This is a genomic window from Citrobacter sp. C348 (genome assembly GCF_047467975.1).
In the GTDB taxonomy this organism is placed as follows: Bacteria; Pseudomonadota; Gammaproteobacteria; order Enterobacterales; family Enterobacteriaceae; genus Citrobacter; species Citrobacter gillenii.
In genome coordinates this window covers 203,123-227,738 of record NZ_JASJUJ010000003.1, presented here as the reverse complement: position 1 = coordinate 227,738, position 24,616 = coordinate 203,123, and the positions used below count along the sequence as shown (strand labels likewise).

At 52.1% G+C, this 24,616-nt stretch carries 22 protein-coding genes and 2 pseudogenes; 8 read left to right on the top strand and 16 right to left on the bottom strand.

What is annotated here, in order from left to right; genetic code table 11:
- The first annotated feature begins 166 nt into the window (after positions 1-166).
- The 5 genes from lolC to cobB are packed head-to-tail and all read left to right on the top strand — an operon-like array spanning position 167 to position 5,089.
- Positions 167-1,366, top strand: coding sequence for a lipoprotein-releasing ABC transporter permease subunit LolC (lolC, locus tag QNN86_RS07700; RefSeq protein ID WP_153879773.1), 1,200 nt, complete (start codon positions 167-169; stop codon positions 1,364-1,366).
- Complete coding sequence (gene lolD / locus QNN86_RS07695) at positions 1,359-2,060, top strand: lipoprotein-releasing ABC transporter ATP-binding protein LolD (RefSeq protein ID WP_115258741.1); 702 nt, start codon at positions 1,359-1,361, stop codon at positions 2,058-2,060. Before lolC ends, lolD begins: the two co-directional genes overlap by 8 nt.
- On the top strand, positions 2,060-3,304 hold the full coding sequence (gene lolE / locus QNN86_RS07690) for a lipoprotein-releasing ABC transporter permease subunit LolE (protein ID WP_096757411.1): 1,245 nt from the start codon (positions 2,060-2,062) through the stop codon (positions 3,302-3,304). Before lolD ends, lolE begins: the two co-directional genes overlap by 1 nt.
- A 36-nt stretch (positions 3,305-3,340) precedes the next feature.
- The gene (nagK, locus tag QNN86_RS07685; RefSeq protein WP_181619225.1) at positions 3,341-4,252 is read left to right on the top strand and encodes an N-acetylglucosamine kinase; all 912 of its coding nucleotides are present in this window, start codon (positions 3,341-3,343) and stop codon (positions 4,250-4,252) included.
- A gap of 15 nt (positions 4,253-4,267) precedes the next feature.
- Positions 4,268-5,089: a Sir2 family NAD+-dependent deacetylase gene (cobB, locus tag QNN86_RS07680; RefSeq protein WP_414210880.1), complete on the top strand. Its 822-nt coding sequence runs from the start codon at positions 4,268-4,270 to the stop codon at positions 5,087-5,089.
- A gap of 112 nt (positions 5,090-5,201) precedes the next feature.
- Here cobB and potD read toward each other — a convergent pair whose 3' ends face one another.
- The 4 genes from potD to potA all read right to left on the bottom strand — a co-directional run bounded on the left by potD (position 5,202) and on the right by potA (position 9,156).
- On the bottom strand, positions 5,202-6,248 hold the full coding sequence (gene potD / locus QNN86_RS07675) for a spermidine/putrescine ABC transporter substrate-binding protein PotD (RefSeq protein WP_096759424.1): 1,047 nt from the start codon (positions 6,246-6,248) through the stop codon (positions 5,202-5,204).
- A gap of 154 nt (positions 6,249-6,402) precedes the next feature.
- Positions 6,403-7,182 carry a spermidine/putrescine ABC transporter permease PotC gene (potC, locus tag QNN86_RS07670; RefSeq protein WP_003030794.1) on the bottom strand — a complete coding sequence of 260 codons (780 nt, stop codon included), beginning with the start codon at positions 7,180-7,182 and terminating at the stop codon, positions 6,403-6,405.
- Positions 7,179-8,036, bottom strand: coding sequence for a spermidine/putrescine ABC transporter permease PotB (gene potB / locus QNN86_RS07665; protein ID WP_279276961.1), 858 nt, complete (start codon positions 8,034-8,036; stop codon positions 7,179-7,181). Before potB ends, potC begins: the two co-directional genes overlap by 4 nt.
- A complete protein-coding gene (gene potA, locus QNN86_RS07660) occupies positions 8,020-9,156 on the bottom strand; it encodes a spermidine/putrescine ABC transporter ATP-binding protein PotA (RefSeq protein WP_279276960.1) in 1,137 nt (378 codons plus the stop codon). The genes potB and potA overlap by 17 nt, the downstream gene beginning before the upstream one ends.
- Before the next feature lie 250 nt (positions 9,157-9,406).
- On the opposite strand from potA, the gene pepT reads away from it, so the two are divergent.
- Positions 9,407-10,633, top strand: a complete 1,227-nt coding sequence (gene pepT / locus QNN86_RS07655; protein ID WP_137363083.1) for a peptidase T — start codon at positions 9,407-9,409, stop codon at positions 10,631-10,633.
- 105 nt (positions 10,634-10,738) lie between these two features.
- Here the strand turns inward: pepT and roxA are convergent, their stop codons facing one another.
- The 9 genes from roxA to rluE form a co-directional block, all read right to left on the bottom strand.
- Positions 10,739-11,860: a [50S ribosomal protein L16]-arginine 3-hydroxylase gene (gene roxA, locus QNN86_RS07650; protein ID WP_096757404.1), complete on the bottom strand. Its 1,122-nt coding sequence runs from the start codon at positions 11,858-11,860 to the stop codon at positions 10,739-10,741.
- Positions 11,861-11,948: 88 nt separating this feature from the next.
- On the bottom strand, positions 11,949-13,412 hold the full coding sequence (gene phoQ, locus QNN86_RS07645; RefSeq protein WP_181619228.1) for a two-component system sensor histidine kinase PhoQ: 1,464 nt from the start codon (positions 13,410-13,412) through the stop codon (positions 11,949-11,951).
- The gene (gene phoP, locus QNN86_RS07640; RefSeq protein WP_096757402.1) at positions 13,412-14,083 is read right to left on the bottom strand and encodes a two-component system response regulator PhoP; all 672 of its coding nucleotides are present in this window, start codon (positions 14,081-14,083) and stop codon (positions 13,412-13,414) included. The genes phoQ and phoP overlap by 1 nt, the downstream gene beginning before the upstream one ends.
- Before the next feature lie 174 nt (positions 14,084-14,257).
- Complete coding sequence (gene purB / locus QNN86_RS07635; protein ID WP_096757401.1) at positions 14,258-15,628, bottom strand: adenylosuccinate lyase; 1,371 nt, start codon at positions 15,626-15,628, stop codon at positions 14,258-14,260.
- 3 nt (positions 15,629-15,631) lie between these two features.
- Entirely contained in the window at positions 15,632-16,273 is a 642-nt protein-coding gene (gene hflD, locus QNN86_RS07630; protein ID WP_117343114.1) for a high frequency lysogenization protein HflD, read from the bottom strand.
- A gap of 35 nt (positions 16,274-16,308) precedes the next feature.
- On the bottom strand, positions 16,309-17,415 hold the full coding sequence (gene mnmA, locus QNN86_RS07625; RefSeq protein WP_181619229.1) for a tRNA 2-thiouridine(34) synthase MnmA: 1,107 nt from the start codon (positions 17,413-17,415) through the stop codon (positions 16,309-16,311).
- A gap of 53 nt (positions 17,416-17,468) precedes the next feature.
- The gene (locus QNN86_RS07620) at positions 17,469-17,930 is read right to left on the bottom strand and encodes an NUDIX hydrolase (RefSeq protein WP_117342947.1); all 462 of its coding nucleotides are present in this window, start codon (positions 17,928-17,930) and stop codon (positions 17,469-17,471) included.
- 10 nt (positions 17,931-17,940) lie between these two features.
- Positions 17,941-18,870, bottom strand: coding sequence for a hypothetical protein (locus QNN86_RS07615; RefSeq protein ID WP_414210879.1), 930 nt, complete (start codon positions 18,868-18,870; stop codon positions 17,941-17,943).
- Between the two features lie 43 nt (positions 18,871-18,913).
- The gene (rluE, locus tag QNN86_RS07610) at positions 18,914-19,537 is read right to left on the bottom strand and encodes a 23S rRNA pseudouridine(2457) synthase RluE (protein WP_414210878.1); all 624 of its coding nucleotides are present in this window, start codon (positions 19,535-19,537) and stop codon (positions 18,914-18,916) included.
- A 202-nt stretch (positions 19,538-19,739) separates the two neighbouring features.
- Here rluE and icd point away from each other — a divergent pair, with 202 nt between their 5' ends.
- Positions 19,740-20,990 (top strand): NADP-dependent isocitrate dehydrogenase, encoded by a 1,251-nt coding sequence (icd, locus tag QNN86_RS07605; protein WP_115258716.1) that lies wholly within the window; start codon positions 19,740-19,742, stop codon positions 20,988-20,990.
- 173 nt (positions 20,991-21,163) lie between these two features.
- Here the strand turns inward: icd and QNN86_RS07600 are convergent, their stop codons facing one another.
- On the bottom strand, positions 21,164-21,568 hold the full coding sequence (locus QNN86_RS07600) for a DUF1398 family protein (RefSeq protein WP_414210877.1): 405 nt from the start codon (positions 21,566-21,568) through the stop codon (positions 21,164-21,166).
- Between the two features lie 326 nt (positions 21,569-21,894).
- Between QNN86_RS07600 and QNN86_RS07595 the strand changes: the two are divergent.
- A pseudogene (locus tag QNN86_RS07595) lies at positions 21,895-21,975 on the top strand (terminase); the annotation flags it as partial.
- A gap of 79 nt (positions 21,976-22,054) precedes the next feature.
- Here QNN86_RS07595 and QNN86_RS07590 read toward each other — a convergent pair.
- Positions 22,055-22,348: pseudogene (locus tag QNN86_RS07590) on the bottom strand (autotransporter outer membrane beta-barrel domain-containing protein); the annotation flags it as partial.
- 44 nt (positions 22,349-22,392) lie between these two features.
- Entirely contained in the window at positions 22,393-24,480 is a 2,088-nt protein-coding gene (locus QNN86_RS07585) for a TonB-dependent receptor (RefSeq protein ID WP_414210876.1), read from the bottom strand.
- Positions 24,481-24,616 lie beyond the last annotated feature (136 nt).

Sequence of the window (24,616 nt, the reverse complement as noted above, 5' to 3'; positions counted from 1 at the left end):
GATAAAGATCAGGTATTAGGCCTGATGAGCAGGTGGTTCACTTTAGCGAATTGATTTGTTTATGCTTTTCAGAATAATGCTGACGAACACTTACGGTTCAGTCATTTACCCATTCCGCTTTCGCTTATATACTCGTGACTTTGCTAACAGCAACCAGACGGATTTCATGTATCAACCTGTCGCTCTATTCATCGGCCTGCGTTATATGCGTGGGCGTGCAGCAGATCGCTTCGGTCGTTTTGTTTCCTGGCTTTCCACCATTGGCATTACTCTTGGGGTAATGGCGCTGGTCACGGTATTGTCGGTGATGAACGGTTTCGAGCGTGAGCTGCAAAATAATATTCTTGGCCTGATGCCTCAGGCCATTCTCTCGTCAGAGCAGGGTTCTCTGAACCCGCAACAGCTGCCGGAAAACGCGGTGAAGCTGAGCGGTGTCAATCGTATTGCCCCGCTGACAACCGGTGATGTGGTTCTGCAAAGCGCGCGCAGCGTAGCGGTTGGCGTGATGCTGGGCATCGACCCGACGCAAAAAGATCCGCTTACGCCGTATTTGGTCAATGTGAAGCAAACCGATCTCGAGCCGGGTAAGTATAATGTCATCCTTGGCGAGCAGCTTGCCGGTCAGTTGGGCGTGAGTCGTGGCGATCAAATCCGCGTTATGGTGCCGTCAGCCAGCCAGTTCACGCCGATGGGACGTCTGCCAAGCCAGCGTTTGTTTACGGTAATTGGCACCTTTGCCGCCAACAGTGAAGTCGATGGCTATCAGATGTTGACCAATATTCAGGATGCGTCACGCCTGATGCGCTACCCGGCGGGCAATATTACCGGCTGGCGTTTGTGGCTGAATGAACCGCTGAAGGTCGACACGTTGAGCCAGCAAACGCTGCCGCAAGGCACCAAATGGCAGGACTGGCGCGAGCGCAAAGGGGAATTATTCCAGGCTGTGCGGATGGAAAAAAACATGATGGGGCTGCTGTTGAGCCTGATCGTGGCGGTCGCGGCGTTTAACATTATTACCTCGTTGGGCCTGATGGTCATGGAGAAGCAAGGCGAAGTGGCGATTTTACAAACCCAGGGACTTACGCCGCGGCAAATCATGATGGTGTTTATGGTGCAGGGGGCCAGCGCCGGGATTATTGGCGCGCTACTGGGTGCCGCGTTGGGGGCATTACTTGCCAGCCAACTGAACAACCTGATGCCGATCATTGGGGCATTGCTGGATGGCGCTGCGCTGCCGGTTGCCATTGAGCCGTTACAGGTTGTCGTCATTGCGCTGGTGGCCATGGCCATTGCGCTGCTGTCTACGCTTTATCCTTCCTGGCGCGCCGCCGCCACTCAACCCGCTGAGGCTTTACGTTATGAATAAGATCCTGTTGCAATGCGACAACCTGTGCAAACGCTATCAGGAAGGCACCGTGCAAACTGATGTGCTGCACGATGTCAGTTTTAGCGTCGGTGAGGGTGAAACGGTGGCGATTGTCGGCAGCTCTGGATCCGGTAAGAGTACGTTGCTGCATCTGCTGGGCGGACTGGATACGCCAACGTCGGGCGACGTTATTTTTAGCGGACAGCCGATGAGTAAACTCTCTTCGACGGCAAAAGCGGAACTGCGTAATCAAAAGCTCGGCTTTATTTACCAGTTTCACCATCTGCTGCCGGACTTTACCGCGCTGGAAAACGTGGCGATGCCGCTACTTATTGGCAAGAAAAAACCGGCTGAAATTACCGAGCGTGCACGCAATATGCTGAAAGCGGTAGGGTTGGATCATCGTGCCAGCCATCGCCCGTCTGAGCTGTCGGGCGGTGAGCGCCAGCGCGTGGCGATTGCTCGTGCGCTGGTCAATAACCCGCGTCTGGTGCTGGCGGATGAACCCACCGGTAACCTTGATGCACGCAACGCGGACAGTATTTTTGAGCTTCTGGGGGAGCTGAATCGCTCTCAGGGGACGGCATTTCTGGTGGTGACCCACGATCTGCAATTGGCGAAGCGCATGAGCCGCCAGCTTGAAATGCGTGATGGTCGCCTGACGGCCGAACTGAGCCTGATGGGAGCTGAGTAATGGCAGCGCCTTTATCGTTATTGATTGGCTTACGCTTTAGCCGTGGTCGGCGGCGTGGGGGCATGGTTTCACTGATCTCTGTGATTTCTACCATCGGTATCGCCCTGGGAGTGGCGGTATTGATTGTTGGTTTGAGTGCGATGAACGGTTTTGAGCGCGAGTTGAACAACCGCATTTTGGCCGTTGTCCCGCACGGTGAGATCGAAGCGGTTAACCAGCCGTGGAACAACTGGCAGGAAGCGCTGGATAAAGTACAGAAGGTGCCGGGCATTGCTGCTGCGGCGCCCTATATCAACTTTACCGGGCTGGTGGAAAGTGGCGCAAATTTACGCGCGGTGCAGGTGAAAGGGGTCGATCCCAAACAGGAACAACGTTTGAGTGCGCTGCCCACATTTGTACAGAACCATGCCTGGGATAATTTCAAAGCCGGTGAGCAGCAGATAATCATAGGTAAAGGGATTGCGGATGCGCTGAAGGTGAAGCAGGGTGACTGGGTGTCAATCATGATCCCTAACGCCAGTGCCGATCACAAGCTGATGCAGCCCAAACGCGTTCGGTTACACGTCATCGGTATTTTGCAGTTGAGCGGTCAGCTCGACCACAGCTTTGCGATGATCCCAATGGAAGATGCGCAGCAGTATCTGGATATGGGCTCCAGCGTGTCGGGTATTGCGCTGAAAGTTAACGACGTCTTCAATGCCAATAAGCTGGTCAGAGATGCCGGTGAGGTAACCAATAACTACGTTTATATTAAAAGCTGGATTGGTACTTACGGCTATATGTATCGTGATATTCAGATGATCCGCGCCATTATGTACCTGGCGATGGTGCTGGTGATTGGTGTCGCCTGTTTTAATATTGTTTCGACGTTAGTGATGGCGGTAAAAGACAAGAGCGGCGATATTGCGGTATTAAGAACATTGGGCGCGAAAGACGGGCTGATCCGTGCCATTTTTGTCTGGTATGGCTTGCTGGCAGGACTGTTTGGTAGCCTGATTGGCGTGGTGATTGGTATCGTCGTTTCGCTGCAACTGACGCCGATTATTAACGGTATTGAGGCGCTTATTGGCCATCAGTTCCTGTCCGGTGATATCTATTTTATTGACTTCCTGCCATCGGAATTACATTGGCTGGACGTTATTTATGTGCTGGTTACAGCATTATTGCTGAGCCTGTTGGCGAGTTGGTATCCGGCGCGTCGCGCCAGTAATATTGATCCGGCAAGAGTACTTAGCGGTCAGTAACAGTACCCTATACAATAGCGGCATCAAGGAGCGGAGATGTATTACGGATTTGACATCGGTGGGACAAAAATTGCGTTAGGCGTCTTCGATAATCAACGTCGTTTGCAATGGGAAACACGTGTTCCTACGCCGCGCGATAGCTATGACGCTTTCCTCGATGCGGTGTGCAACCTGGTGATGGAAGCCGACCAGCGATTTGGCGTTAAAGGGTCGGTGGGAATTGGTATTCCCGGTATGCCAGAAACCGAAGACGGTACTCTGTATGCCGCTAACGTTCCTGCGGCCAGTGGAAAACCTTTGCGCGCCGATCTCAGCGCTCGCCTTGACCGCGATGTACGTCTGGACAACGACGCCAACTGTTTTGCCCTCTCCGAAGCCTGGGATGATGAATTCACCCAGTACCCGTTAGTGATGGGGTTAATCCTCGGCACGGGGGTTGGCGGCGGCCTGGTGCTGAACGGCAAATCCATCACCGGACGCAGCTATATTACTGGTGAGTTTGGTCACATACGCCTGCCGGTAGATGCGTTAACGCTAATGGGATTTGACTTCCCGCTGCGTCGCTGTGGATGCGGTCAGTTAGGCTGCATCGAGAGCTACCTTTCCGGTGGCGGATTTGCCTGGCTGTATCAGCATTACACCCATCAACCGCTGGACGCCCGTGAAATTATCGCGCTCTGGGAGCAGGGTGATGAACAGGCGCTTGCCCACGTCGAACGCTATCTCGATTTGCTGGCGGTATGTCTGGGGAATATTCTGACTATCGTTGATCCGGATTTAGTGGTCATTGGCGGTGGTTTGTCGAATTTTACCGCGATAACGGCGCAACTGGCAGACCGTTTGCCACGCCATTTATTGCCGGTTGCCCGCGTGCCGCGTATTGAACGGGCACGCCATGGTGATGCGGGTGGAATGCGTGGAGCTGCTTTCCTACATCTTACCGATTAATACAAAGAGGTTGTTATGCTGTCGCGTCGGGGTCATCGGTTAAGCCGTTTTCGTAAAAATAAACGCCATATGCGCGATCGCCTGCGTCAACGGATCTTTTTCAGAGACAGAGTGGTGCCTGAATTGATGGAAAAACCAAGAGTATTAGTCCTGACGGGGGCGGGGATCTCCGCCGAATCAGGTATTCGTACCTTCCGCGCTGCGGATGGTCTCTGGGAAGAACATCGGGTGGAGGACGTGGCGACTCCGGAAGGATTTTCGCGTAACCCGGGACTTGTGCAGTCGTTTTATAACGCACGTCGTCTTCAGCTACAACAGCCTGAAATCCAACCCAACGCGGCGCACATTGCGCTGGCAAAACTTGAAGCAGAGCTGGGCGACCGCTTTTTGCTGGTGACGCAGAATATCGATAACCTGCATGAGCGCGCCGGTAACCAGAACGTTATCCATATGCACGGTGAACTGCTCAAAGTGCGCTGTTCGCAAAGCGGACAGATCCTGGACTGGACGGGAGATGTGACCCCGGAAGATAAGTGCCATTGCTGCCAGTTTCCTGCACCGTTGCGCCCGCACGTCGTGTGGTTTGGCGAAATGCCCTTGGGGATGGATGAAATCTATATGGCGCTGGCGATGGCGGATGTGTTCATCGCGATCGGTACGTCCGGGCATGTTTATCCGGCGGCCGGATTTGTGCACGAAGCGCGCCTGCAAGGGGCGCATACGGTGGAACTTAACCTTGAGCCGAGCCAGGTAGGCAGCGAGTTCGAAGAAAAATATTACGGTCCGGCAAGCCAGGTGGTGCCCGAGTTTGTTGAGAAGTTATTGAAAGGGTTGTGATTTTTTTTGCCGGATGGCGTAGGCCCGATAAGCGTAGCGCCATCGGGCCATCGGGCAATGATTCGCCGGATGGCGACGCTGGCGCGTCTTATCCGGCCTACGGGGACGGCAATTAGCGTCCTGCTTTCAGCTTCTGATAGTACTCTTCATAAATCGCACTGGCGGAACCGACGTCGTTCTGCCATTCACCTTTGTTGATGGTTTCAGCATCCGGATACAGCGTTTTATCGTTAGCCACTTCCGGGCTTAACAGCTTACGTGCCGCCAGGTTTGGCGTCGGGTAACCGATGGTTTCGGCCACTTCTTTCGCCACGTCCGGGCGCAGCAGGAAGTTAATCAGCTTCAGTGCACCTTCTTTGTTTTTGGCGTTCGCCGGAATAGACAGGCTGTCCATCCAGAAAATGCCGCCTTCTTTCGGCCATACCACTTCCAGCGGCGTGCCCGCCTGACGCGCGACGAACGCTGATCCGTTCCACACCATACCGAGGTTGACTTCACCTTCCATATACGGGTTTGCCGGGTTGTCTGAGTTAAACGCCGCGACGTTAGGCATCAGTTTCTTCAGCTCGTTATACGCGGCTTCAATCTCTTTCGGGTCGGTGGTGTTACCGGAGTAGCCCAGCTTGCGCAGCGCTACCTGGAACACTTCGCGCGCATCATCGGTTAACAGCAGGCTGCCTTTGTATTCCGGTTTCCACAGATCGGCCCAGCTGGTCACGGTTTTCGGATCAATGACATCGCTGTTGACGCCAATAGCCGTTGCTCCCCAGATATACGGAATGGAGTAGTCGTTATTTGGGTCAAACGGCTTGTTGAGCATGTCCGGATCGAGATTGTTGAAGTTGGTGAGCTTGGTCTTATCAATCTTCTGGATCATGCCTTCTTTGCGCATTTTATCCACGTAGTAGGTGGAGGGAACCACCAGATCGTAGGCGCCGTCTTTATACGTTTTGAGTTTGGCATACATGGTTTCGTTCGACTCGTAGGTCGAATAGATAACCTTAATACCGGTCTCTTTCGTGAACTGCTCCAGCAGTCCTGGCGGAACGTATTCGGTCCAGTTGTAGAAATAGAGCGTGTTGTTGTCGGAGGCTGTGGCGGTGTTCATACCCAGTGCCAGAGCACCCGCGGCGAGCAGGTGGCGTGACCATTGTTTCATCATTTAACGTCCCCTGAATAACATACCCGTCGTCTTTCAAGCCGCATTTTTGTTGGCTACGCTAGTTCACCCCAGTCACATCGTTATCTATGTTCCTGGGGACTCACGAGCTTGCCGCCTCAATGCAACTCGAAATCCATAGGGTATGGGCCTGTTAGCGGCCTTTAGTTTTATCACGTGCAATAAGCTGGCTGGCGATAACCATGACCAGCGACAGAACCAACAAAATGGTGGCCAGCGCATTAACTTCTGGTGACACGCCGACTTTAACCATTGAGTAGATTTTTAACGGCAGAATTTCATAACCTGGTCCAGTGACGAACGATGAAACAACCACGTCATCCATCGACAGGGTAAAGCTCAGTAACCAGCCCGCAGCGACCGCTGGCATTGCCAGCGGCAGAATGATTTTGCGCAGAATAGTGACTTCGCTGGCTCCCAGGTCTTTTGCGGCTTCCAGCATTCGCACATCGAATCCTTTCAGGCGTGAGTACACTGTCACCACCACAAAAGGCAAACAGAAGGTGATATGCGAGAACAGCAACGACCAGAACCCCAGTTGAATACCGATCAGCATAAACAGCACCAGCAGTGAAATCGCCATCACGATATCCGGCGACATCATCACCACGAACAGCATACCGCTGACAAACGGTTTACCGCGAAAACGGTAGCGGTAAAGCGCAACCGCCGTCAGTGAGCCGATCAGGGTGGCAAAGGTTGCGGATAACACGGCCATCGTCAGTGAATGCTGTGCCGCCTGCAGCAGGCTGTCGTTGTTCATCAGCAGGCCGTACCATTTGGTGGTAAAGCCTTGCCAGTTGATGCCAAAGCGCGAGCTGTTAAAGGAGTTCACAATCAAAATAATGATTGGAATGTACAGATACGCGTAGATGGCGGTCATGAAACCACCGCGAAGCAGTCGACCGATCATTCGAGTTCCACCTTTTTATTCAGCAAGCGGGAGGCGCGCCAGTAAACTAATAACATCAGTCCCATTACAACGGTCAGGGTAATGCTGGTAGCGGCGCCAAACGGCCAGTCACGAATGTTCAGGAACTGAACTTTTATCACGTTACCAATCAGCAGGTTTTTCGCGCCGCCCATTAGATCAGACACGTAAAATAACCCCATGGCTGGCAGCATCACCAGCAGGCAACCGGCGATAATTCCTGGCATGGTCAGCGGAATGATGATGCGGGTGAAGGTCTGAAATTTGCTGGCACCCAGATCGCGCGCGGCTTCCAGTAGCGGCTTATCGAGTTTCTCAATGCTGGAATAAAGCGGCATAACCATAAACGGCAGCAGGATGTAAACGAGGCCGATAATGACCGCGCTGGGGGTGAACATAATGCGAATGGGGGTATCAATGACCCCGAGCCACAGCAGAAACTCGTTGAGATAGCCTTTGGTACTGAGGAAAATTTTGAGTCCATAGATGCGAATAAGCGAGTTGGTCCAGAACGGAACAATCAGCAGGAACAGCAGCAGTGGACGCACTTTTTCCGGCAGTTTTACCAAAAACCAGGCAAATGGATAGCCGAGCACCAGGCAGGCGAACGTGGCAATCAGCGCCATATTGAGGGAGTGAATCAACACCTCAAAGTAGAGCGGATCGAGCAGGCGAGCATAGTTTTCCAGCGTAAAGACCATTTTGACGAAATTCGCATCGTCACGGGTCAAAAAGCTGGTGCCAATGATCATCAGGTTGGGCAGGAAGACAAATAACACAAGCCAACCGACAATGGTGACGATCACCACACTCTGGAATTTACTTGTGTTCTTCATCAGCCAGTACGACCTCCCAACTTTCTACCCAGTTAATGGCCATTTTCTGGTCCAGAGAGTGATCGAAGTCAGGATCGTCTTCGTTGAAGAATTCGCTAACCATCACCATCTTGCCATTTTCCAGTTCGACAACCGACTCCAGCGTCATGCCTTTGTAGTTGCGCTCACGCACGTAGCCGATAAGTCCTTCGATGTGGTTGTCATCGTTGATCTCATCTACGCGCAGATCTTCCGGACGCAGCAAAACATGCAGTTTTTGTCCCGGCGTAACGGCGAAATTCACGTAAATGTTGCACTCTCGACCTTCAACGTTAGCACGAACGCGTTGTTCATCCAGACGTTCAATAACCGTCGCGTTGAACATATTGATCTCACCGATAAACCCGGCGACGAACAGATTTTTAGGCTCTTCGTAAATTTCTCGCGGCGTGCCGTCCTGCTCAATTTTACCGTCACGCATCACCACGATACGGTCTGACATGGTCAGCGCTTCTTCCTGATCGTGAGTGACAAAGACAAAGGTGATACCGAGCTTACGCTGCAGCGCTTTCAGTTCGTTCTGCATCTGCTTACGCAGTTTATAGTCCAGCGCAGAGAGCGACTCATCTAACAATAGTAAACGGGGTTTGTTGACCACTGCGCGGGCAATCGCCACACGCTGCTGCTGTCCACCGGAGAGTTGATGGGGTTTACGCTGGGCAAACTCTTCCAGTTGCACCATGCGCAAAGCTTCGGTGACGCGAGGTTGAATGTCGGCTGCCGGGGTTTTCTGCATGCGTAAACCGAAGGCCACATTCTCGAACACGGTCATGTGGGGGAATAACGCATAACTTTGGAATACGGTGTTCACGTAGCGGTTTTCCGCAGGTACGTGAGTGATATCCTGGTTGTCCAGCATGATATGACCGGAATCAACCGTTTCAAGACCCGCAATCAGGCGAAGAACGGTTGTTTTACCGCAGCCAGAGGGGCCGAGCAGCGTGAGAAATTCGCCATTGTTGATGGTCAAATCCAGGTCGGAAATCACCTCTTTGCCATCGAAACTTTTGCGAATTCCCGCTAATTGCACCAGTGGAGAAAGCGAACGCGGTTGTTTATTCAATTTTTTACTCTGTCCCATGTAAACGCAACGGATGGCTGACCGCTGCGGGGTTTGTGGTTAACCACCTTGATGACTCTTAATGAGGGCGGTTATTCTACGGCAAACCATTGTAATCGCCAATCCTTGTTGCGAATTACTGACTTACCCTTATAGTCAGAAGGGGTGTCAGGGACAATTATTCTTACTTGCGGGGATAAAAATGACCTGACGCAATATTTGTCTTTTCTTGCTTATTGATAATGTTGTCACGAAAAGTGAGGGTGACTGCATGGATAAACTACTTGAGCGTTTTTTACACTACGTGTCGCTGGACACTCAGTCCAAATCGGGTGTGCGGCAGGTACCCAGCACCGAGGGACAGTGGAAGTTATTACAGCTGCTCAAACAACAGCTTGAAGAAATGGGGCTGGTTAACGTTTCATTAAGTGAGAAGGGAACGCTGATGGCAACGTTGCCCGCGAACGTTGCCGGTGATATTCCCGCCATTGGCTTTATTTCTCATGTCGATACCTCACCGGATTTCACGGGTAAAAACGTCAACCCGCAAATTGTTGAAAACTACCGTGGGGGCGATATTGCGTTAGGCATTGGTGATGAAGTTCTGTCTCCGGTGATGTTCCCGGTGTTACATCAACTTTTGGGGCAGACGTTGATCACCACCGACGGTAAAACCCTGCTGGGCGCGGACGACAAGGCTGGAGTGGCGGAGATAATGACCGCGCTGGCCGTGTTGAAGCATAAAAACATTCCCCATGGCGATATTCGCGTGGCCTTTACGCCCGATGAAGAGGTGGGTAAAGGGGCGAAGCACTTTGACGTTGCGGCATTTGATGCGAAGTGGGCTTACACCGTTGATGGCGGTGGCGTAGGCGAACTGGAGTTTGAAAACTTTAACGCGGCGTCGGTCAATATCAAAATCGTGGGCAACAATGTGCATCCGGGTACCGCAAAAGGGGTGATGGTGAATGCGCTGTCGCTGGCCGCCCGTATCCACGCAGAGGTTCCGGCAGATGAAAGCCCGGAAACGACAGAAGGTTACGAAGGTTTTTACCATCTGGCGAGCATGAAAGGCACCGTTGATCGGGCGGACATGCACTACATTATCCGCGATTTTGACCGTAAACAGTTTGAAGCGCGCAAACGTAAAATTATGGAGATCGCCAAAAAGGTTGGCAAAGGGTTACACCCGGACTGCTATATCGAACTGGTGATTGAAGATAGCTATTACAATATGCGCGAGAAAGTGATTGAGCACCCCCACGTGCTGGATATTGCCCAGCAGGCGATGCGTGATTGCGACATTGAGCCTGTGCTGAAACCTATTCGTGGCGGCACTGACGGTGCGCAGCTGTCGTTTATGGGATTACCGTGCCCGAATCTGTTCACCGGCGGCTACAACTATCATGGTAAACATGAGTTTGTGACGCTGGAAGGAATGGAAAAAGCGGTGCAGGTGATCGTGCGTATTGCTGAATTGGCCGCGAAACAAAAATAAAGTGTGTGTAGAGGCCGGATGGTGGCTTGCGCCTTATCCGGCCTACAGATATCTCATTCCGTGGGCCGGATAAGCGAAGCGCCATCCGGCGCAGTCACTACTAATTTACCCTTCGAAGAACCAGTATCCGCTGTTAACCAGCGCGGCCAGCATGGCGAGGAAAGACGGATCTTCCAGCGCATCTTCAAAGTTCTCGGCTGTCAGCACAATATGGCTGGCCAGCGCCTCGAGGGCAGGGCGATGCGGTGAGTTAATTTTTTCACCGTTGACGTAAACCTCGTCGCCGACACGGATGACGCGTAATCCGCCCAGACGTACCAGCACATCCCCTTGTTTCAGCGCGTCGTAGATTTCGTCGGGCTGATAAGGTGGCTCCGGCGGGGCGACATCCAGCTCATGACGCGACTGGGAAATAAACTCACCAAACCACTGTTTGAAATGTTCAGGTTGATTAATCAGCCCCAGCATCATTTCACGCAGTTTATCCATTTCTTGTGGCAGAACATCCGCCGGATGGTCGCGCGGCGGCAGGTCCGGGTCGCTGTAATAGGTGCTGCCCAGCTCACGTTGCAGAACGTAATCGGCGAATCCGCTGATTAACTCCCGGGCGTTCGGGGCGCGGAAACCGACAGAATAGTTCATCGCGTTTTCCAGCGCGTAGCCTTCGTGCGGGAATCCTGGTGGGATATACAGAATATCACCCGGCTCCAGCTCCTCATCAATGATGGCCTCGAACGGATCAACCTGCAGCAGGTCAGGGTGCGGGCAGTGTTGTTTTAGCTGGAGTTTTTCGCCTACGCGCCAGCGACGACGACCGGTGCCTTGAATGATAAACACATCGTACTGATCCAAGTGCGGACCAACGCCGCCGCCGGGTACGGAAAAGGAGATCATTAGGTCATCAATACGCCAGTCCGGTAATTCGCGAAACGGACGCATCAGCGCGGCGGTCGGTTCGTGCCAGTGGTTGACGGCCTGGACCAGCAGCGACCAGTTGTTCTCGCCAAGATGGTCATAGCTTTCGAATGGACCGTGGCTCACCTGCCATTTACCGTCCTGATGGCTGACCAGTCGGCTGTCTACTTCACTTTCCATCGCCAGTCCGGCCAGTTCATCAGGGGACAGCGGATCGATAAAGTTTGTAAAACCACGCTTTAAGACCACCGGGCGCTTTTGCCAGTGGCGTTCGAGAAAGTCGGGCCAGTTGAGGTTTAATTGGTATTCCATAATGCGCATCCGCAGACTGTTGGTTGCTCCGATTATAACGGATGCTTAACCGGATAAGTGATCCCGGTACATAAATATTACAAACAACTTACTCGTCTTTATGCCCCGGATGCTGACGGCCAAAAATGACCTCCATGCGCGCGCCGCCTAACAGGCTGTCGCCTGCGATAATTTGCCCGTCATACTGCTCGGTAATTTCGCGTGCTACCGCCAGTCCCACGCCTTGCCCGGGGCGTAAGGTATCCACACGCTGGCCGCGATCAAAAACCACTTCGCGCTTGGCTTGTGGAATGCCTGGACCGTCATCTTCCACCAGAATATGTAGGCGATCGTCGGACAGGTGAGCGGAGATCTCGACGAACTCCAGACAGTATTTACAGGCGTTATCCAGCACGTTACCCATGACCTCGACAAAATCATTCTGCTCGCCGACGAAACTGATTTCGGGTGAGATATCGAGGCTGATGGTGACGCCTTTACGCTGATACACCTTATTGAGGGCGGAGGTTAGCTTATCCAGCAGGGGAGCAACCGGGTGCAGTTCGCGGCTGAGCAGGGCGTTCCCACCACGCATGCTGGCGCGATGCAGGTAGTAGCCAATTTGCTGGGAAATTCGGCTAATTTGTTCCAGCATCACGGGTTCGGCATCCGTTACGCTCATCTTTTCATTGCGCATCGAGCGTAGCGTGCTTTGCAACACCGCCAGCGGTGTTTTCAGGCTGTGCGTGAGATCGGTTAAGGTGGTGCGGTATTTATCGTAACGCTCACGTTCACTTTTCAGCAGTCGGTTGAGGTTGCGTACCAGACTGGTTAGCTCCCGCGTGGTGGCGGGGTTGAGCATATCGCGGTGATGCTCCTCAAGTTCGCGGACCTCACGCGCCAGTGATTCGATTGGCCGTAAGCTCCACCAGGCAGCGACCCAGAGTAGCGGGATGACTAGCAACAGATTAGCTACCAGAACGTAGATAAACCAGCTCCAGACCATATACGAGCGCTTCAGCTCAATGGGGATAGTGTCGACAACGACAATGGTAAGCTGAGGCATGCGGGCGGTCTCAGGGTAGACGTTTACCGCCACCGAGTGGGTCATTTCGGCATCGTTATCATCTTCTCTGACTTCTTTAAGCTGCTGTTGCGCGGAGTGATCTTCGCGCAGTAACGTGCTGGTGGCATCGACATCGGCTTCTATTTCATGAAAACCATTCGTTTTTAACCAGTCCGGCTGAATACTGTGCGTCAGCCAGGGGACATCGCGTTGTGCCCACAACAATTTGCCATTTTCATCGTAGATCAGCGACATGGTGGGGCTTTGCATATCGAGATGTTCAGGCAGTTCGACCTGGAGCTTGCCGTCTTCCCATTTCGCGAGGGTGTAAAACAAGTTACTTTCACCGCGCAGAAGACGAAATGTGGTCTTATCAAAGCTTACGCTGTAACCCACCAGCGCGACCATGCCATAGGCCAGTGAAAGCACAAGGACAACGCCAGCGGTCGCCAGCAAAAAGCGTACACGCAGCGATAACGGGAAAAAATGACGCAATAATTTGTTCATTAGCGCAGTTCGAAGAGGTAGCCCTGTCCACGTACGGTGGTGATCACGTCATCCGGATATTGCGCCTGAATTTTTTTGCGCAGACGTCCCATCAGTACATCAATGGTGTGGCTTTCACGCAGTTCTGCATCCGGATAAAGTTGTAGCATCAGTGAGTCTTTGCTGACCACTTTACCGTTATTGCGGATCAGCGTTTCCATGATGGTGTATTCAAACGCGGTGAGTTTGATAACCTCATCATTCACTGATAATTCGCGGCGGGAAAGGTCAACCTGAAAAGGCGGCAGCGAGATAATTTGCGAGGCCAGGCCGCTGTTGCGGCGCATCAGTGCCTGCATGCGGGCGACCACCTCTTCAATATGGAAAGGTTTTGTCACGTAGTCATCAGCCCCAGCGCTGAGCACTTCCACTTTATCCTGCCAGCCTTCGCGGGCGGTCAACACCAGTATGGGGAGCGAAACGTCATTGCTGCGCCAGCGGCGGATCAGTGACAAGCCATCTTCATCGGGCAGACCTAAGTCGACGATCGCAATATCTGGCAGATGTTCGTTAAGGTAATAATCTGCTTCCTTTGCATCCTCAGCATCATCAACCTGGTGGCCTGCATCCTGTAACTGAACCTTCAGGTGGTGACGTAATAAGGCATTATCCTCAACAACCAGTACGCGCATCTTCGTTTCTCCCTAAATTGACGGTATGAATAGTTTAACGCTGATTATGTGGCTGTGGGGATAAACATTTAATAAACCGAGGGGAATGTCGGAAGGTGGCATGAACGCCACATCTGGCCTACGCGGGATAAATGTAGGCCAGATAAGCGTGAGCGCCATCTGGCGCAGGATTGATTACTTCAACTCATCAACCATGGTGATGGCGCGACCAATATAGTTGGCTGGCGTCATCGCTTTCAGGCGCGTTTTCTCGTCTTCTGGCAGGGCCAGTCCGTCGATAAACTGCTTCATGCCTTCGGCGTCAACGCGCTTGCCGCGGGTCAGCTCTTTCAGCTTCTCGTACGGTTTTTCAATGCCGTAACGACGCATAACGGTCTGAATCGGCTCGGCCAGCACTTCCCAGTTATGGTCCAGTTCATCCAGCAGATGGTCGCGGTTTACTTCCAGTTTGCTCACACCCTTCAGCGTGGACTGATAGGCGATCAACGCGTAGCCAATTCCCACGCCCAGGTTACGCAGCACGGTAGAATCCGTCAGATCACGCTGCCAGCGGGAAACCGGCAGTTTGCTTGCCAGGTGCTGCAGTACCGCATTAGACAGGCCCAGGTTGCCTTCGGAGTTTTCGAAGTCGATAGGGTTAACCTTGTGCGGCATGGTGGAAGAACCAATTTCACCGGCAATGGTTTTCTGTTTGAAGTGGTTCAGCGCCACATAGCCCCAGACGTCGCGGTCAAAATCGATCAGGATGGTGTTAAAACGCGCGACGCAATCGAACAGCTCAGCAATGTAGTCGTGTGGCTCAATCTGTGTGGTGTACGGGTTCCACTGAATACCCAGTGAGGTGACGAACTCTTCGCTGAACTGATGCCAGTCAACTTCCGGGTAAGCGGCGATGTGGGCATTATAGTTACCAACGGCACCGTTGATTTTACCGAGGATTTCCACCTGGTTTAACTGACGATACTGGCGTTCCATACGGTACGCAACGTTCGCCATTTCTTTGCCCAGCGTAGACGGTGTGGCGGGCTGACCGTGGGTACGGGAGAGCAGGGGAATGTCACGATACTGCACGGACAGGTCTTTCACTGCGTCGATAAGCTTGCGCCAGTAAGGCAGGATCACTTCATCGCGCGCAGTTTTCAGCATCAGCGCATGGGACAGGTTGTTGATATCTTCTGAGGTACAGGCGAAGTGGATAAACTCGGAAACAGCGTGCAGTTCCGGGATATCAGCGACTTTTTCTTTCAGGAAATACTCAACGGCCTTCACATCGTGGTTGGTCGTGCGTTCAATGGTTTTGATGCGCGCGGCATCTTCTTCATTGAAGTTAGCGACGATCGTATCAAGGAAACCGATTGCGTCGGCAGCAAAAGCAGGAACTTCCTTGATCGCTGCGTGCGCGGCCAGTTTTTGCAGCCAGCGTACTTCAACCTGTACACGGAATTTCAGCAAACCGTATTCGCTGAAAATCCCGCGCAGCGCGCTGACTTTATCGCCGTAGCGTCCATCGACAGGGGAAACGGCGGTCAGTGAGGATAATTCCATAGATCACAACTCCGGGGTTAAATGAGCAAGAATTTGTTTTGCCTGAGTGGTCAGGCGATTACGAGAAAACATGAGTTGCAGACGACCGCCACCGACCTGGTGCCAGAGTACGGCAGCACGAATGCCGGCCAGAAGCGACGCGCGGACTTTGGCCTGAACCTGCGGGCTCTGGAGGATAGCCGGGGACCCCGTGACCTGAATACGTGGGCCGAGCGGGCTGATGACGTCAACATAAATGCCTGCCATCGCGCTCATTAACGTTTCTGACTGCAAATCGAAATGGTCCAGCTGGCGCTGCAGGCCATTAATACGGTCCCCCAGCGTGTCCATTGCGCCCTTGGCGGCCGACAGCTTGCGCTCCAGCACCATCAGGCTCAGGGTATAGCGGGTGAGTTCCGCGTTCAGTCCCTGACGACTGCTGGCGTTCAGTACACCGAGCAGCGTTTCAAGGCCCAGACGCAGATTGGCTTCACTGCCACCAAACACGCCCAGCGTAGAATTGGGATTCATATCAATAACACTGTTGAGTGAAACGTGTAGTGCATCGGCATCACAGTGCCCCTGGTGCGCCAGTTGTTGCACCAGGCGAGCCGACTGGCAGATGCCTGCCAGAGCGAGGGTGATGTCATAATAATTCTTTGCCACGTTCACTGCTTCCTTGTATGAGATATGTAGATAAATTATACCGGCAGAGGCAGACGCTGCTCGATAATACCGCCACCGAGGCACACTTCGCCACGGTAAAAGACAGCCGACTGGCCTGGCGTTACCGCCGCAACCGGCTCGTCAAAAATCACTTCAATACGTTCGTCATCCAGCGCCTTAACGGTGCACGGAATATCGGTCTGACGATAGCGGGTTTTCACCGTACAGCGCATTGTGCCGGAGAAGGGTTCGCGATCGACCCAGTGCAGCTGTTGCGCGATCAGGCCAATGGACATCAGACGCGGGTGATCGTGACCCTGAGCGACAACCAGAATGTTGTTCTCAACGTCCTTATCGACCACATACCACGGATCTTCGCTTCCTTCTTTGGTTCCGCCGATACCCAGGCCTTTACGTTGGCCCAGCGTGTGATACATCAGACCCTGGTGCTGGCCGATCTCTTCGCCATCCACGGTGATGATTTTTCCTGGCTGAGCCGGAAGGTAACGACCGAGAAATTCGCGGAATTTACGTTCACCAATAAAGCAGATGCCGGTGGAGTCTTTTTTCTTCGCGGTAATCAGGCCCAGATCTTCGGCGATTTTGCGCACCTGCGGTTTTTCCAGTTCACCGACCGGGAACAAGCTTTGGGCGATCTGCTCGTGACCGAGCGTATAGAGGAAATAGCTTTGATCTTTATTGCCGTCGAGTCCACGCAGCAGGCGGCTTTTGCCGTCGACGTCCGCGCGGCGCACGTAGTGACCGGTGGCGATGAAATCGGCACCTAAATCTTCAGCGGCAAATTCGAGGAAGGCTTTAAACTTAATTTCTTTGTTGCACAGAATATCCGGGTTTGGCGTACGACCCGCTTTGTACTCTTCAAGGAACAACTCAAAGACGTTGTCCCAGTATTCTGCGGCAAAGTTAACGGTGTGCAGTTCAATGCCGAGTTTGTCGCAGACTGCCTGCGCATCTGCAAGATCGGCAGCAGCGGTACAGTATTCCTCACCGTCGTCCTCTTCCCAGTTCTTCATGAACAGGCCTTCAACCTGATAACCCTGTTGTTGCAACAGCCAGGCAGAAACGGAGGAATCGACACCGCCGGACATGCCGACGATCACTTTTTTTGGGCTTTCAGACATAGGAATACTCACGACATTGAACTTAAAGGCGGCATATTCTATCACGCAGCCCTTTACTTGACACCCTCTGTAAACGGCCAGTTAAATTCGCCGATCATGGCCAGCGGATACCGTTGCCCGCTCTGATAACAGCGAATACTCTCAGCAACCAGCGGCGAACGCAGGTTCGGTGCAGATAAAATCGCTTCCGCGCTGACCCAACGACAGCAATCTATATCGTTGTCATGCGGCTCAGTAGCGCACATATTGGCAAGCTCAATAGAAAACAGAAAACGCAAGAACGGGGTTCTGTCCGGGGCTATCCATTGATGCATGCGAATAAAATGCTGCGGCTGCGCGGTGATGCCGGTTTCTTCCCACAGTTCGCGTGCAGCGGCTTGTACCAGGGTTTCGTCCGCTTCCAGATGCCCGGCAGGCTGGTTCCATAACGCTTTGCCGTTGATGGTTTCCTCAACGACTAAAAACTTATCCTCGGCATGCACAATGCAGGCGACGGTGACGTGCGGTTTGAACATGGTTCACCTCTTATTCTTCTTTAAAGCCTTCAGACACATCTGGCCAGCTGATCTCACCCGTGGCTTTATCGATACTGATATAGGCCACCGGAGGGGAGGTTTGTGGATCGGCGGCACCCCGGCAAAATTCGGTTTGGTGGTCTTCGCGTACGATGATTTCAATCGCGTTTTTCGCATTCCAGCTCTCATAAAAAACACATTGATAGTCATAACGCAAACTGAGAGTGGCGACCCGCGTGGCTGTATCTGTAGAGAGTGGATTGATGTCGTCGCGATAGCGGTCACCGCTGTTTAAAGGTTGCAGCTGTGATTTTTTCAACCAGCCGCGCACGCTATGACGATTGGCGGTGTAATAGACCACATCAATAAAATCGTCTTTGGACTCTTCCTGAGCAGAAACCACGTCGCCGGGAACCAGGAACACGGAACTGTTGCGACACTGTGCATTTGGCATTGAATAGAATTCAGCGCGCGCGCTGCCGATGACCTGATAGTGGTTGCTGGCGGCGGGGGGCATTTTTTCGCGTTGCGACATCGCTTTATTAGCCCATGTCTGGCAGGCAGGGCTAACAGGAAGCGGGTTAGCTAACGGCGTGAGTCCGTCAGCGGTAACCCAACCGGTAGCGAAAGTGCCGTTTGCACCCCGGTAGCGGACGTAACGAAAAGGTTCGTCTTTGGACAGCATGCCTGTGCTTTCATAACGCTGTGAACTTCTGAGCACCTCTACAGTGTCGCTATTGACCAAAAACGCCGGGAGTTGGCATCCGCTGGCCGGTGCGGAATAGAAGTGCAGACGGGCATCGGCACTGACTTTCGCTGAGGCGTAAAGATAATTTGCCTCTCCCGCCGCGATCCCGGCGAGCGTTTCACAGTCCTGTTTTGCATAACAAAATGGTGAAACTCCGCACAACATGAGCGCTGCAACGAGCCGTTTATCCATATGTCGTGTTCTTCCCTGTTAATAGTTGCGTTAAAAATGGATACTACGGCTGCAGCTCACGCCATTCGCCGTTGGCGAGATTATCCAGCGTGTAATCACCCATGGCATAGCGGATTAACCGCAGCGTGGGGAAACCCACGTGCGCCGTCATGCGTCTCACCTGACGGTTACGCCCCTCATACAACGTGATTTTCAACCAACGAGTGGGAATACTTTTGCGCTCACGAATCGGTGGATTTCGCGGCCACAGCCAGTCAGGTTCGGCAACAACCTCAACGCCTGCCGGCAACGTTGGGCCATCATTGAGCGTCACGCCATTGCGCAGGGCATCCAGCGCCTCTGGCGTCGGCTCTCCTTCGACCTGCACGTAATAAATTTTTCCGGTGCGCTTACCCGGCTGCGTCAATCGGGCCTGTAATGCACCGTCATTGGTCAGTACCAACAGGCCTTCGCTGTCCCTGTCCAGGCGCCCCGCAGCATAGACGCCCTGGATAGGAATAAAATCTTTTAACGTGCTACGGCCCGCTTCGTCAGTAAATTGTGGCAAAACATCGTAGGGTTTATTGAACAAAACCACGCGTTTTGGCTGGTTTTCTTTACGCTGTTTAGTGACTTGTCGTGAGCTGAATCGCTCAACCCAGTGATTTCTAAAAGAAGTTTTTTGCATGGTATTTTCAGATTATATCAATTGCCGCATTATAGCCTAAGAACGAGTGTCTTTCATGGCGGCGAACAATAGGGTAGTATTGACACGCTCATTACAAATCATTAACAAAAAGTTGCTCTAACGCATCCGTGTAGCAGGACGCAAATGCACATGCAGCGTGATGACAGACGAGCAGAACCAGAAGCGCTCGAAGGAGAGGTGAATGGAAAGCAAAGTAGTTGTTCCGGCGGAAGGTAAGAAGATCACCCTGCAAAACGGCAAACTCAACGTTCCTGAAAATCCGATTATCCCGTTCATTGAAGGCGACGGTATCGGCGTTGATGTAACCCCACCGATGATCAAAGTTGTCGATGCTGCTGTCGAGAAAGCCTATAAAGGCGAGCGTAAAATCTCCTGGATGGAAATCTACACCGGCGAGAAATCCACTCAGGTCTACGGCCAGGACGTCTGGCTGCCTGCTGAAACACTTGATCTGATTCGTGACTACCGTGTTGCTATTAAAGGCCCACTGACTACCCCAGTTGGCGGCGGTATTCGCTCACTGAACGTTGCACTGCGTCAGGAACTTGACCTGTACGTGTGCCTGCGTCCGGTTCGTTACTACCAGGGCACCCCAAGCCCGGTTAAACATCCTGAACTGACCGACATGGTCATCTTCCGTGAAAACTCTGAAGACATCTACGCTGGTATCGAGTGGAAGGCCGACTCTGCTGATGCAGAGAAAGTGATTAAATTCCTGCGCGAAGAGATGGGCGTGAAGAAAATTCGCTTCCCGGAACATTGCGGTATCGGTATCAAGCCGTGTTCCGAAGACGGGACGAAACGTCTGGTGCGTGCGGCGATTGAATACGCCATCGCCAACGATCGTGATTCTGTTACCCTGGTACATAAAGGTAACATCATGAAGTTCACCGAAGGCGCGTTCAAAGACTGGGGTTACCAGTTAGCGCGTGAAGAGTTTGGTGGTGAACTGATCGACGGCGGCCCGTGGGTGAAAATCAAGAACCCGAAAACCGGGAAAGAGATCGTTGTTAAGGACGTTATCGCCGATGCGTTCCTGCAGCAGATCCTGCTGCGTCCGGCAGAGTATGATGTTATCGCCTGTATGAACCTGAACGGTGACTACATCTCTGATGCCCTGGCAGCGCAGGTTGGCGGTATCGGTATCGCGCCGGGTGCAAACATCGGTGACGAATGTGCACTGTTTGAAGCCACCCACGGTACTGCACCGAAGTATGCGGGTCAGGATAAAGTGAACCCAGGTTCCATCATCCTGTCTGCTGAAATGATGCTGCGCCACATGGGTTGGGTCGAAGCGGCTGACCTGATCGTTAAAGGTATGAGCGGTGCGATCAACGCGAAAACCGTAACCTATGACTTCGAACGTCTGATGGATGGCGCTAAGCTGCTGAAATGTTCAGAGTTTGGTGACGCTATCATCGAAAACATGTAATCCAGATTCTGGGTTGTGTGAGAACGGGGGCCGATTGGCTCCCGTTTTTTTATACCTGTAAAATTCCTTCCCCAAAACTCTCGCCAAAACGTTTCCCCAAAACCAGGTTTGGCACTTATGTCAGCTTATCCGGTGCCAGGGGGGAAGAAACCGGACTGTTAGTTTAATTATCATTATATTAATGGATTGTTGTTCTCGACATCTTCCATGTATAAAAGTGTATCGTCGACAGAGTAGTAATACCGTTTGTTATCATTGACATCAGTAACCCATCGGAAAACGCCAGCACTAACAAGTGTTGTAATATATTCCCGAAATGTGGATTCCCCGGAAATATGTGCCTGGGCTGCTTTTTTTACTTGTTCAGGGTCCTTGGTTGTACTGACTTTTAATAAATCTCTTTTCCCTCTTATTAATATTACTTTATCATTCGCTGTAACAACTCTGATGTTATCAGTAGCTAGGTAGTAAATATAATGAGCAATATTCTGGCGTTTCAGTTCAGAGTAAAACCACGAAAAATTATGTTCCTTTCTCACTTGCTCAAACATCTTTTCAAGAACAGTAACCTGATCCATCAGGGTTATAACCTATTGTTAGTTATGAGAGCGTGTAGTGTGCACGATCAGTTTTGTCGCTTCAATCTGGTCTGATCTCTTGGTGTGGTGCGGATAGCGAGGTCATGGGACGATTAAGGGTTCTCCCAGTAGGGGGGCCTTGCTACGGGGCGGGAGCGGCGCGCAGCAAGGCTGGTTTTTGCATTTTTATCGTCCATCACTTTTAGTGTAATTTATTGATATTTAATGAGATAAATTTCATGGTGTCGAATATATGCGTTTTGTTCATCACTGACGCCGTTTTTAAAAGGTGCTCGCAGGATGCAAGTTTTTTCCTCGTGTGAACTATGGATTGTGAACTAAAAAACTTACAACTAAATGTTAGCCAACTGGCCACATTGTCTGATGTGCATCGTCAGACCATTGCGGTGACCGGTACCACTCATGGCGTGAATGTTCAGTCGAAGGGGAGACAGCCACAGATGTGGCTGTCGTTTTCATCCCTGGTTAGAAGTTGATGCGGAAACCTACGCTACCGGTTACCGGAGACTCGATATTCTCTCCTTTCTGGTAGTTTGCCTCAGCCCACACCCCTGCGTTTGGTGTCAACTGGGCACTCACCCCGACACCGTATTTACCTGTCGTACCTGAGATATCGTTGGTAAAGTTATAGCGGTTGTTGATCTGCACCTTGTTGTTGTCTGAAAACTCGTGGCTGACCGCAGCCTTGAGGTACGGTTTGACTGTTTTTCCGGCAACGTCAAGATTCATACCCAGATTCACGCCGGTCTCGGCCTGCAATATGCCGGGCTAAGATATAGCCCGGCCAAGAGTTGGAAAGCCAATTAGAACTGGTAGTTTAACGACACCCAGTAGTTGCGGCCCGGATTGACGTAGCCAGTCGTGGATTGTGCGGTCTGGAAATAGTCGCCCGCGTAGGTGCTGTTGCGGCCAACCTGATACAGTGTGACGTCGCTAAAGTCTTTATCCAGCACGTTATTTATCGCCGTATTCAGCGTCAGTTCTTTGGTCAGCTTATAGGACATGCCCATATCGAGAACGGTCCAGGCTTTTAAATTGGCCCCTTTATCATCGTATACGGCCTTTTGGACTGCACTAAGGTTGTCATAATTTTCGGTAAAGCGTGGGGCTTTACCACGATAGCGTGCGCTTAACCAGGCATTCATATCTTCGGTTGCCTGCCAGTTCAAACGGGCGTTAGCCATATGTTTGGGGGTATAGCTCAGCGGTGCGCCTTTGTTTTCGCCATCTTTTTGTTTGCTCTGGGTATAGGTGTAGTTGAGCGATAAGCTCAGCACGTCAGACCAAAGCGGGAAGGTGCTGGCGAATTCAACGCCGTCCGTTCTCGCCTTGCCGCTGTTGGTATAGCTGTTGGTATTGTCATCGATGGAATACGAGACAATTTTATTTTTGTATTCGGTGTAGAAGCCAGTAACGTTGGCGTTCAGCCCCGCGTCGTTCTCATAGTACAACCCGGTTTCATAGCTGGTGCTTTCTTCGGGTTTAAGGTCGGGGTTGCCGACCGTATTGACGGTTCCCTGAGCGGTCACACCGCTGATGCCGTTGTGCAACTGGCTGAGTGACGGGGCTTTGTATCCGGTTGTGACGCCACCTTTCAGGGTCCATTCTTCCGATACGTCCCACACCATGTAAGCTCGTGGGCTAAGGTGTCCGCCAAAGACATCGTTATGCTCATAGCGAGTGCCTGCGGTCAACGCCAGCGAGTCGAGAATATGCCACTCATCTTCCGCGTAGGTCGCCCAGGTTTTCTGGTGGAATGTCTCACCGGTATTGGCCAGCACCACCCCGTCTTTCATGCGGGCATCCCAGTATTCTCCGCCGAGAGTAAGCAGATGCGAATCACCCAATGGCGTCAGCAGGACCGAGTCCAGGATGACGTTGGTATTTTTCAATTCACGAGCGTCACCGGCCCGGCCCGCGTTTTCTGGCGTAAGCGCGGATGAGACCAGTTGGCGGCCTTTGTTCTCGGTTTCATTCCAGCCCACGGAGGATTTCCAGGTACCAAATGTTAATGCGGTATCGTGACCCAGCGTGACCTTATTACGTTCATAGCGCAGGGTTTTATCGTATCCGCCAGTGAGATTACCCAACTGCCCATCATCATTGTCGTAGCGCTGTCTGGCAGAGTCGAGATCCAGCCACAGCGTATTATTTGCGCCGGTTTTCCAGTCCAGACGGGTACCGATGTTGTAGTTTTCAGATTCCGTAGGATACGGCACGCGCGTCGATGTGGTATCGCTCAGAGAGGTGACGCTGGAGCCTTGTCGTTGTGTCGTGCTGCCGCGTACCTGCATGTCCAGCACGCCAGCAATTAGCGGGCCGCTTGACCAGAAGTTGGCAACCGTGCTGTTACCCCATTTATTGCTTTCTTGCAGGTTAACGCCGGTATTAATGGACGTGCTCCATTTGTCCGTACTTCTCTTGGTAATTATGTTAACGACACCGCCGATAGCATCTGAACCGTACAGCGTCGACATGGGGCCGCGGATCACTTCAATATGATCGATGGCCGCCAGCGGAGGCATAAAACTGGTGTTCATGGCAGAGAAGCCGTTGGGCGTCACGTCACTGCTGCCATTTTGACGAATACCGTCTATCAGGATCAGCGTATAGCTGGCAGGCATGCCGCGAATGCTGACCTCCAGACCGCCGGTTTTACCGGTGCTGCTTTCAACATCCACCCCTTCAACGGAGCGCAGGGCTTCACCTAAGTCATTATATTTATTGGTTTGTAATTCTTGTTGAGAAATAACCGACACGCTGGCAGCCGCGTTGGTGATCTTTTTTTCGTAACCCGACGCGGTCACGACCATGACATCATCGGCGAAGGCATAAGTACCGCTGAATCCAAGGCAGGACAGAACGACAGAGGCAACAGGTTTTAAACGCATAGTCAAACTTCCTTTGTTAAAAATTCAAAGGCAGTAAGATAATTGATGAAAATGATAATACAAATAATTATCATTACAAATTTACATAACTTGTCACTCTCTGTATATTTCTTGAATAAATATACATAAATTGTCA

Bases quoted from the DNA above. Each gene is read 5' to 3' on its own strand.
- lolC (WP_153879773.1), top strand. From the start codon at position 167: ATGTATCAACCTGTCGCTCTATTCATCGGCCTGCGTTATATGCGTGGG.
- lolD (WP_115258741.1), top strand. From the start codon at position 1,359: ATGAATAAGATCCTGTTGCAATGCGACAACCTGTGCAAACGCTATCAG.
- lolE (WP_096757411.1), top strand. From the start codon at position 2,060: ATGGCAGCGCCTTTATCGTTATTGATTGGCTTACGCTTTAGCCGTGGT.
- nagK (WP_181619225.1), top strand. From the start codon at position 3,341: ATGTATTACGGATTTGACATCGGTGGGACAAAAATTGCGTTAGGCGTC.
- cobB (WP_414210880.1), top strand. From the start codon at position 4,268: ATGCTGTCGCGTCGGGGTCATCGGTTAAGCCGTTTTCGTAAAAATAAA.
- potD (WP_096759424.1), bottom strand. From the start codon at position 6,248: ATGAAACAATGGTCACGCCACCTGCTCGCCGCGGGTGCTCTGGCACTG.
- potC (WP_003030794.1), bottom strand. From the start codon at position 7,182: ATGATCGGTCGACTGCTTCGCGGTGGTTTCATGACCGCCATCTACGCG.
- potB (WP_279276961.1), bottom strand. From the start codon at position 8,036: ATGAAGAACACAAGTAAATTCCAGAGTGTGGTGATCGTCACCATTGTC.
- potA (WP_279276960.1), bottom strand. From the start codon at position 9,156: ATGGGACAGAGTAAAAAATTGAATAAACAACCGCGTTCGCTTTCTCCA.
- pepT (WP_137363083.1), top strand. From the start codon at position 9,407: ATGGATAAACTACTTGAGCGTTTTTTACACTACGTGTCGCTGGACACT.
- roxA (WP_096757404.1), bottom strand. From the start codon at position 11,860: ATGGAATACCAATTAAACCTCAACTGGCCCGACTTTCTCGAACGCCAC.
- phoQ (WP_181619228.1), bottom strand. From the start codon at position 13,412: ATGAACAAATTATTGCGTCATTTTTTCCCGTTATCGCTGCGTGTACGC.
- phoP (WP_096757402.1), bottom strand. From the start codon at position 14,083: ATGCGCGTACTGGTTGTTGAGGATAATGCCTTATTACGTCACCACCTG.
- purB (WP_096757401.1), bottom strand. From the start codon at position 15,628: ATGGAATTATCCTCACTGACCGCCGTTTCCCCTGTCGATGGACGCTAC.
- mnmA (WP_181619229.1), bottom strand. From the start codon at position 17,415: ATGTCTGAAAGCCCAAAAAAAGTGATCGTCGGCATGTCCGGCGGTGTC.
- QNN86_RS07620 (WP_117342947.1), bottom strand. From the start codon at position 17,930: ATGTTCAAACCGCACGTCACCGTCGCCTGCATTGTGCATGCCGAGGAT.
- QNN86_RS07615 (WP_414210879.1), bottom strand. From the start codon at position 18,870: ATGGATAAACGGCTCGTTGCAGCGCTCATGTTGTGCGGAGTTTCACCA.
- rluE (WP_414210878.1), bottom strand. From the start codon at position 19,537: ATGCAAAAAACTTCTTTTAGAAATCACTGGGTTGAGCGATTCAGCTCA.
- icd (WP_115258716.1), top strand. From the start codon at position 19,740: ATGGAAAGCAAAGTAGTTGTTCCGGCGGAAGGTAAGAAGATCACCCTG.
- QNN86_RS07600 (WP_414210877.1), bottom strand. From the start codon at position 21,568: ATGGATCAGGTTACTGTTCTTGAAAAGATGTTTGAGCAAGTGAGAAAG.
- QNN86_RS07585 (WP_414210876.1), bottom strand. From the start codon at position 24,480: ATGCGTTTAAAACCTGTTGCCTCTGTCGTTCTGTCCTGCCTTGGATTC.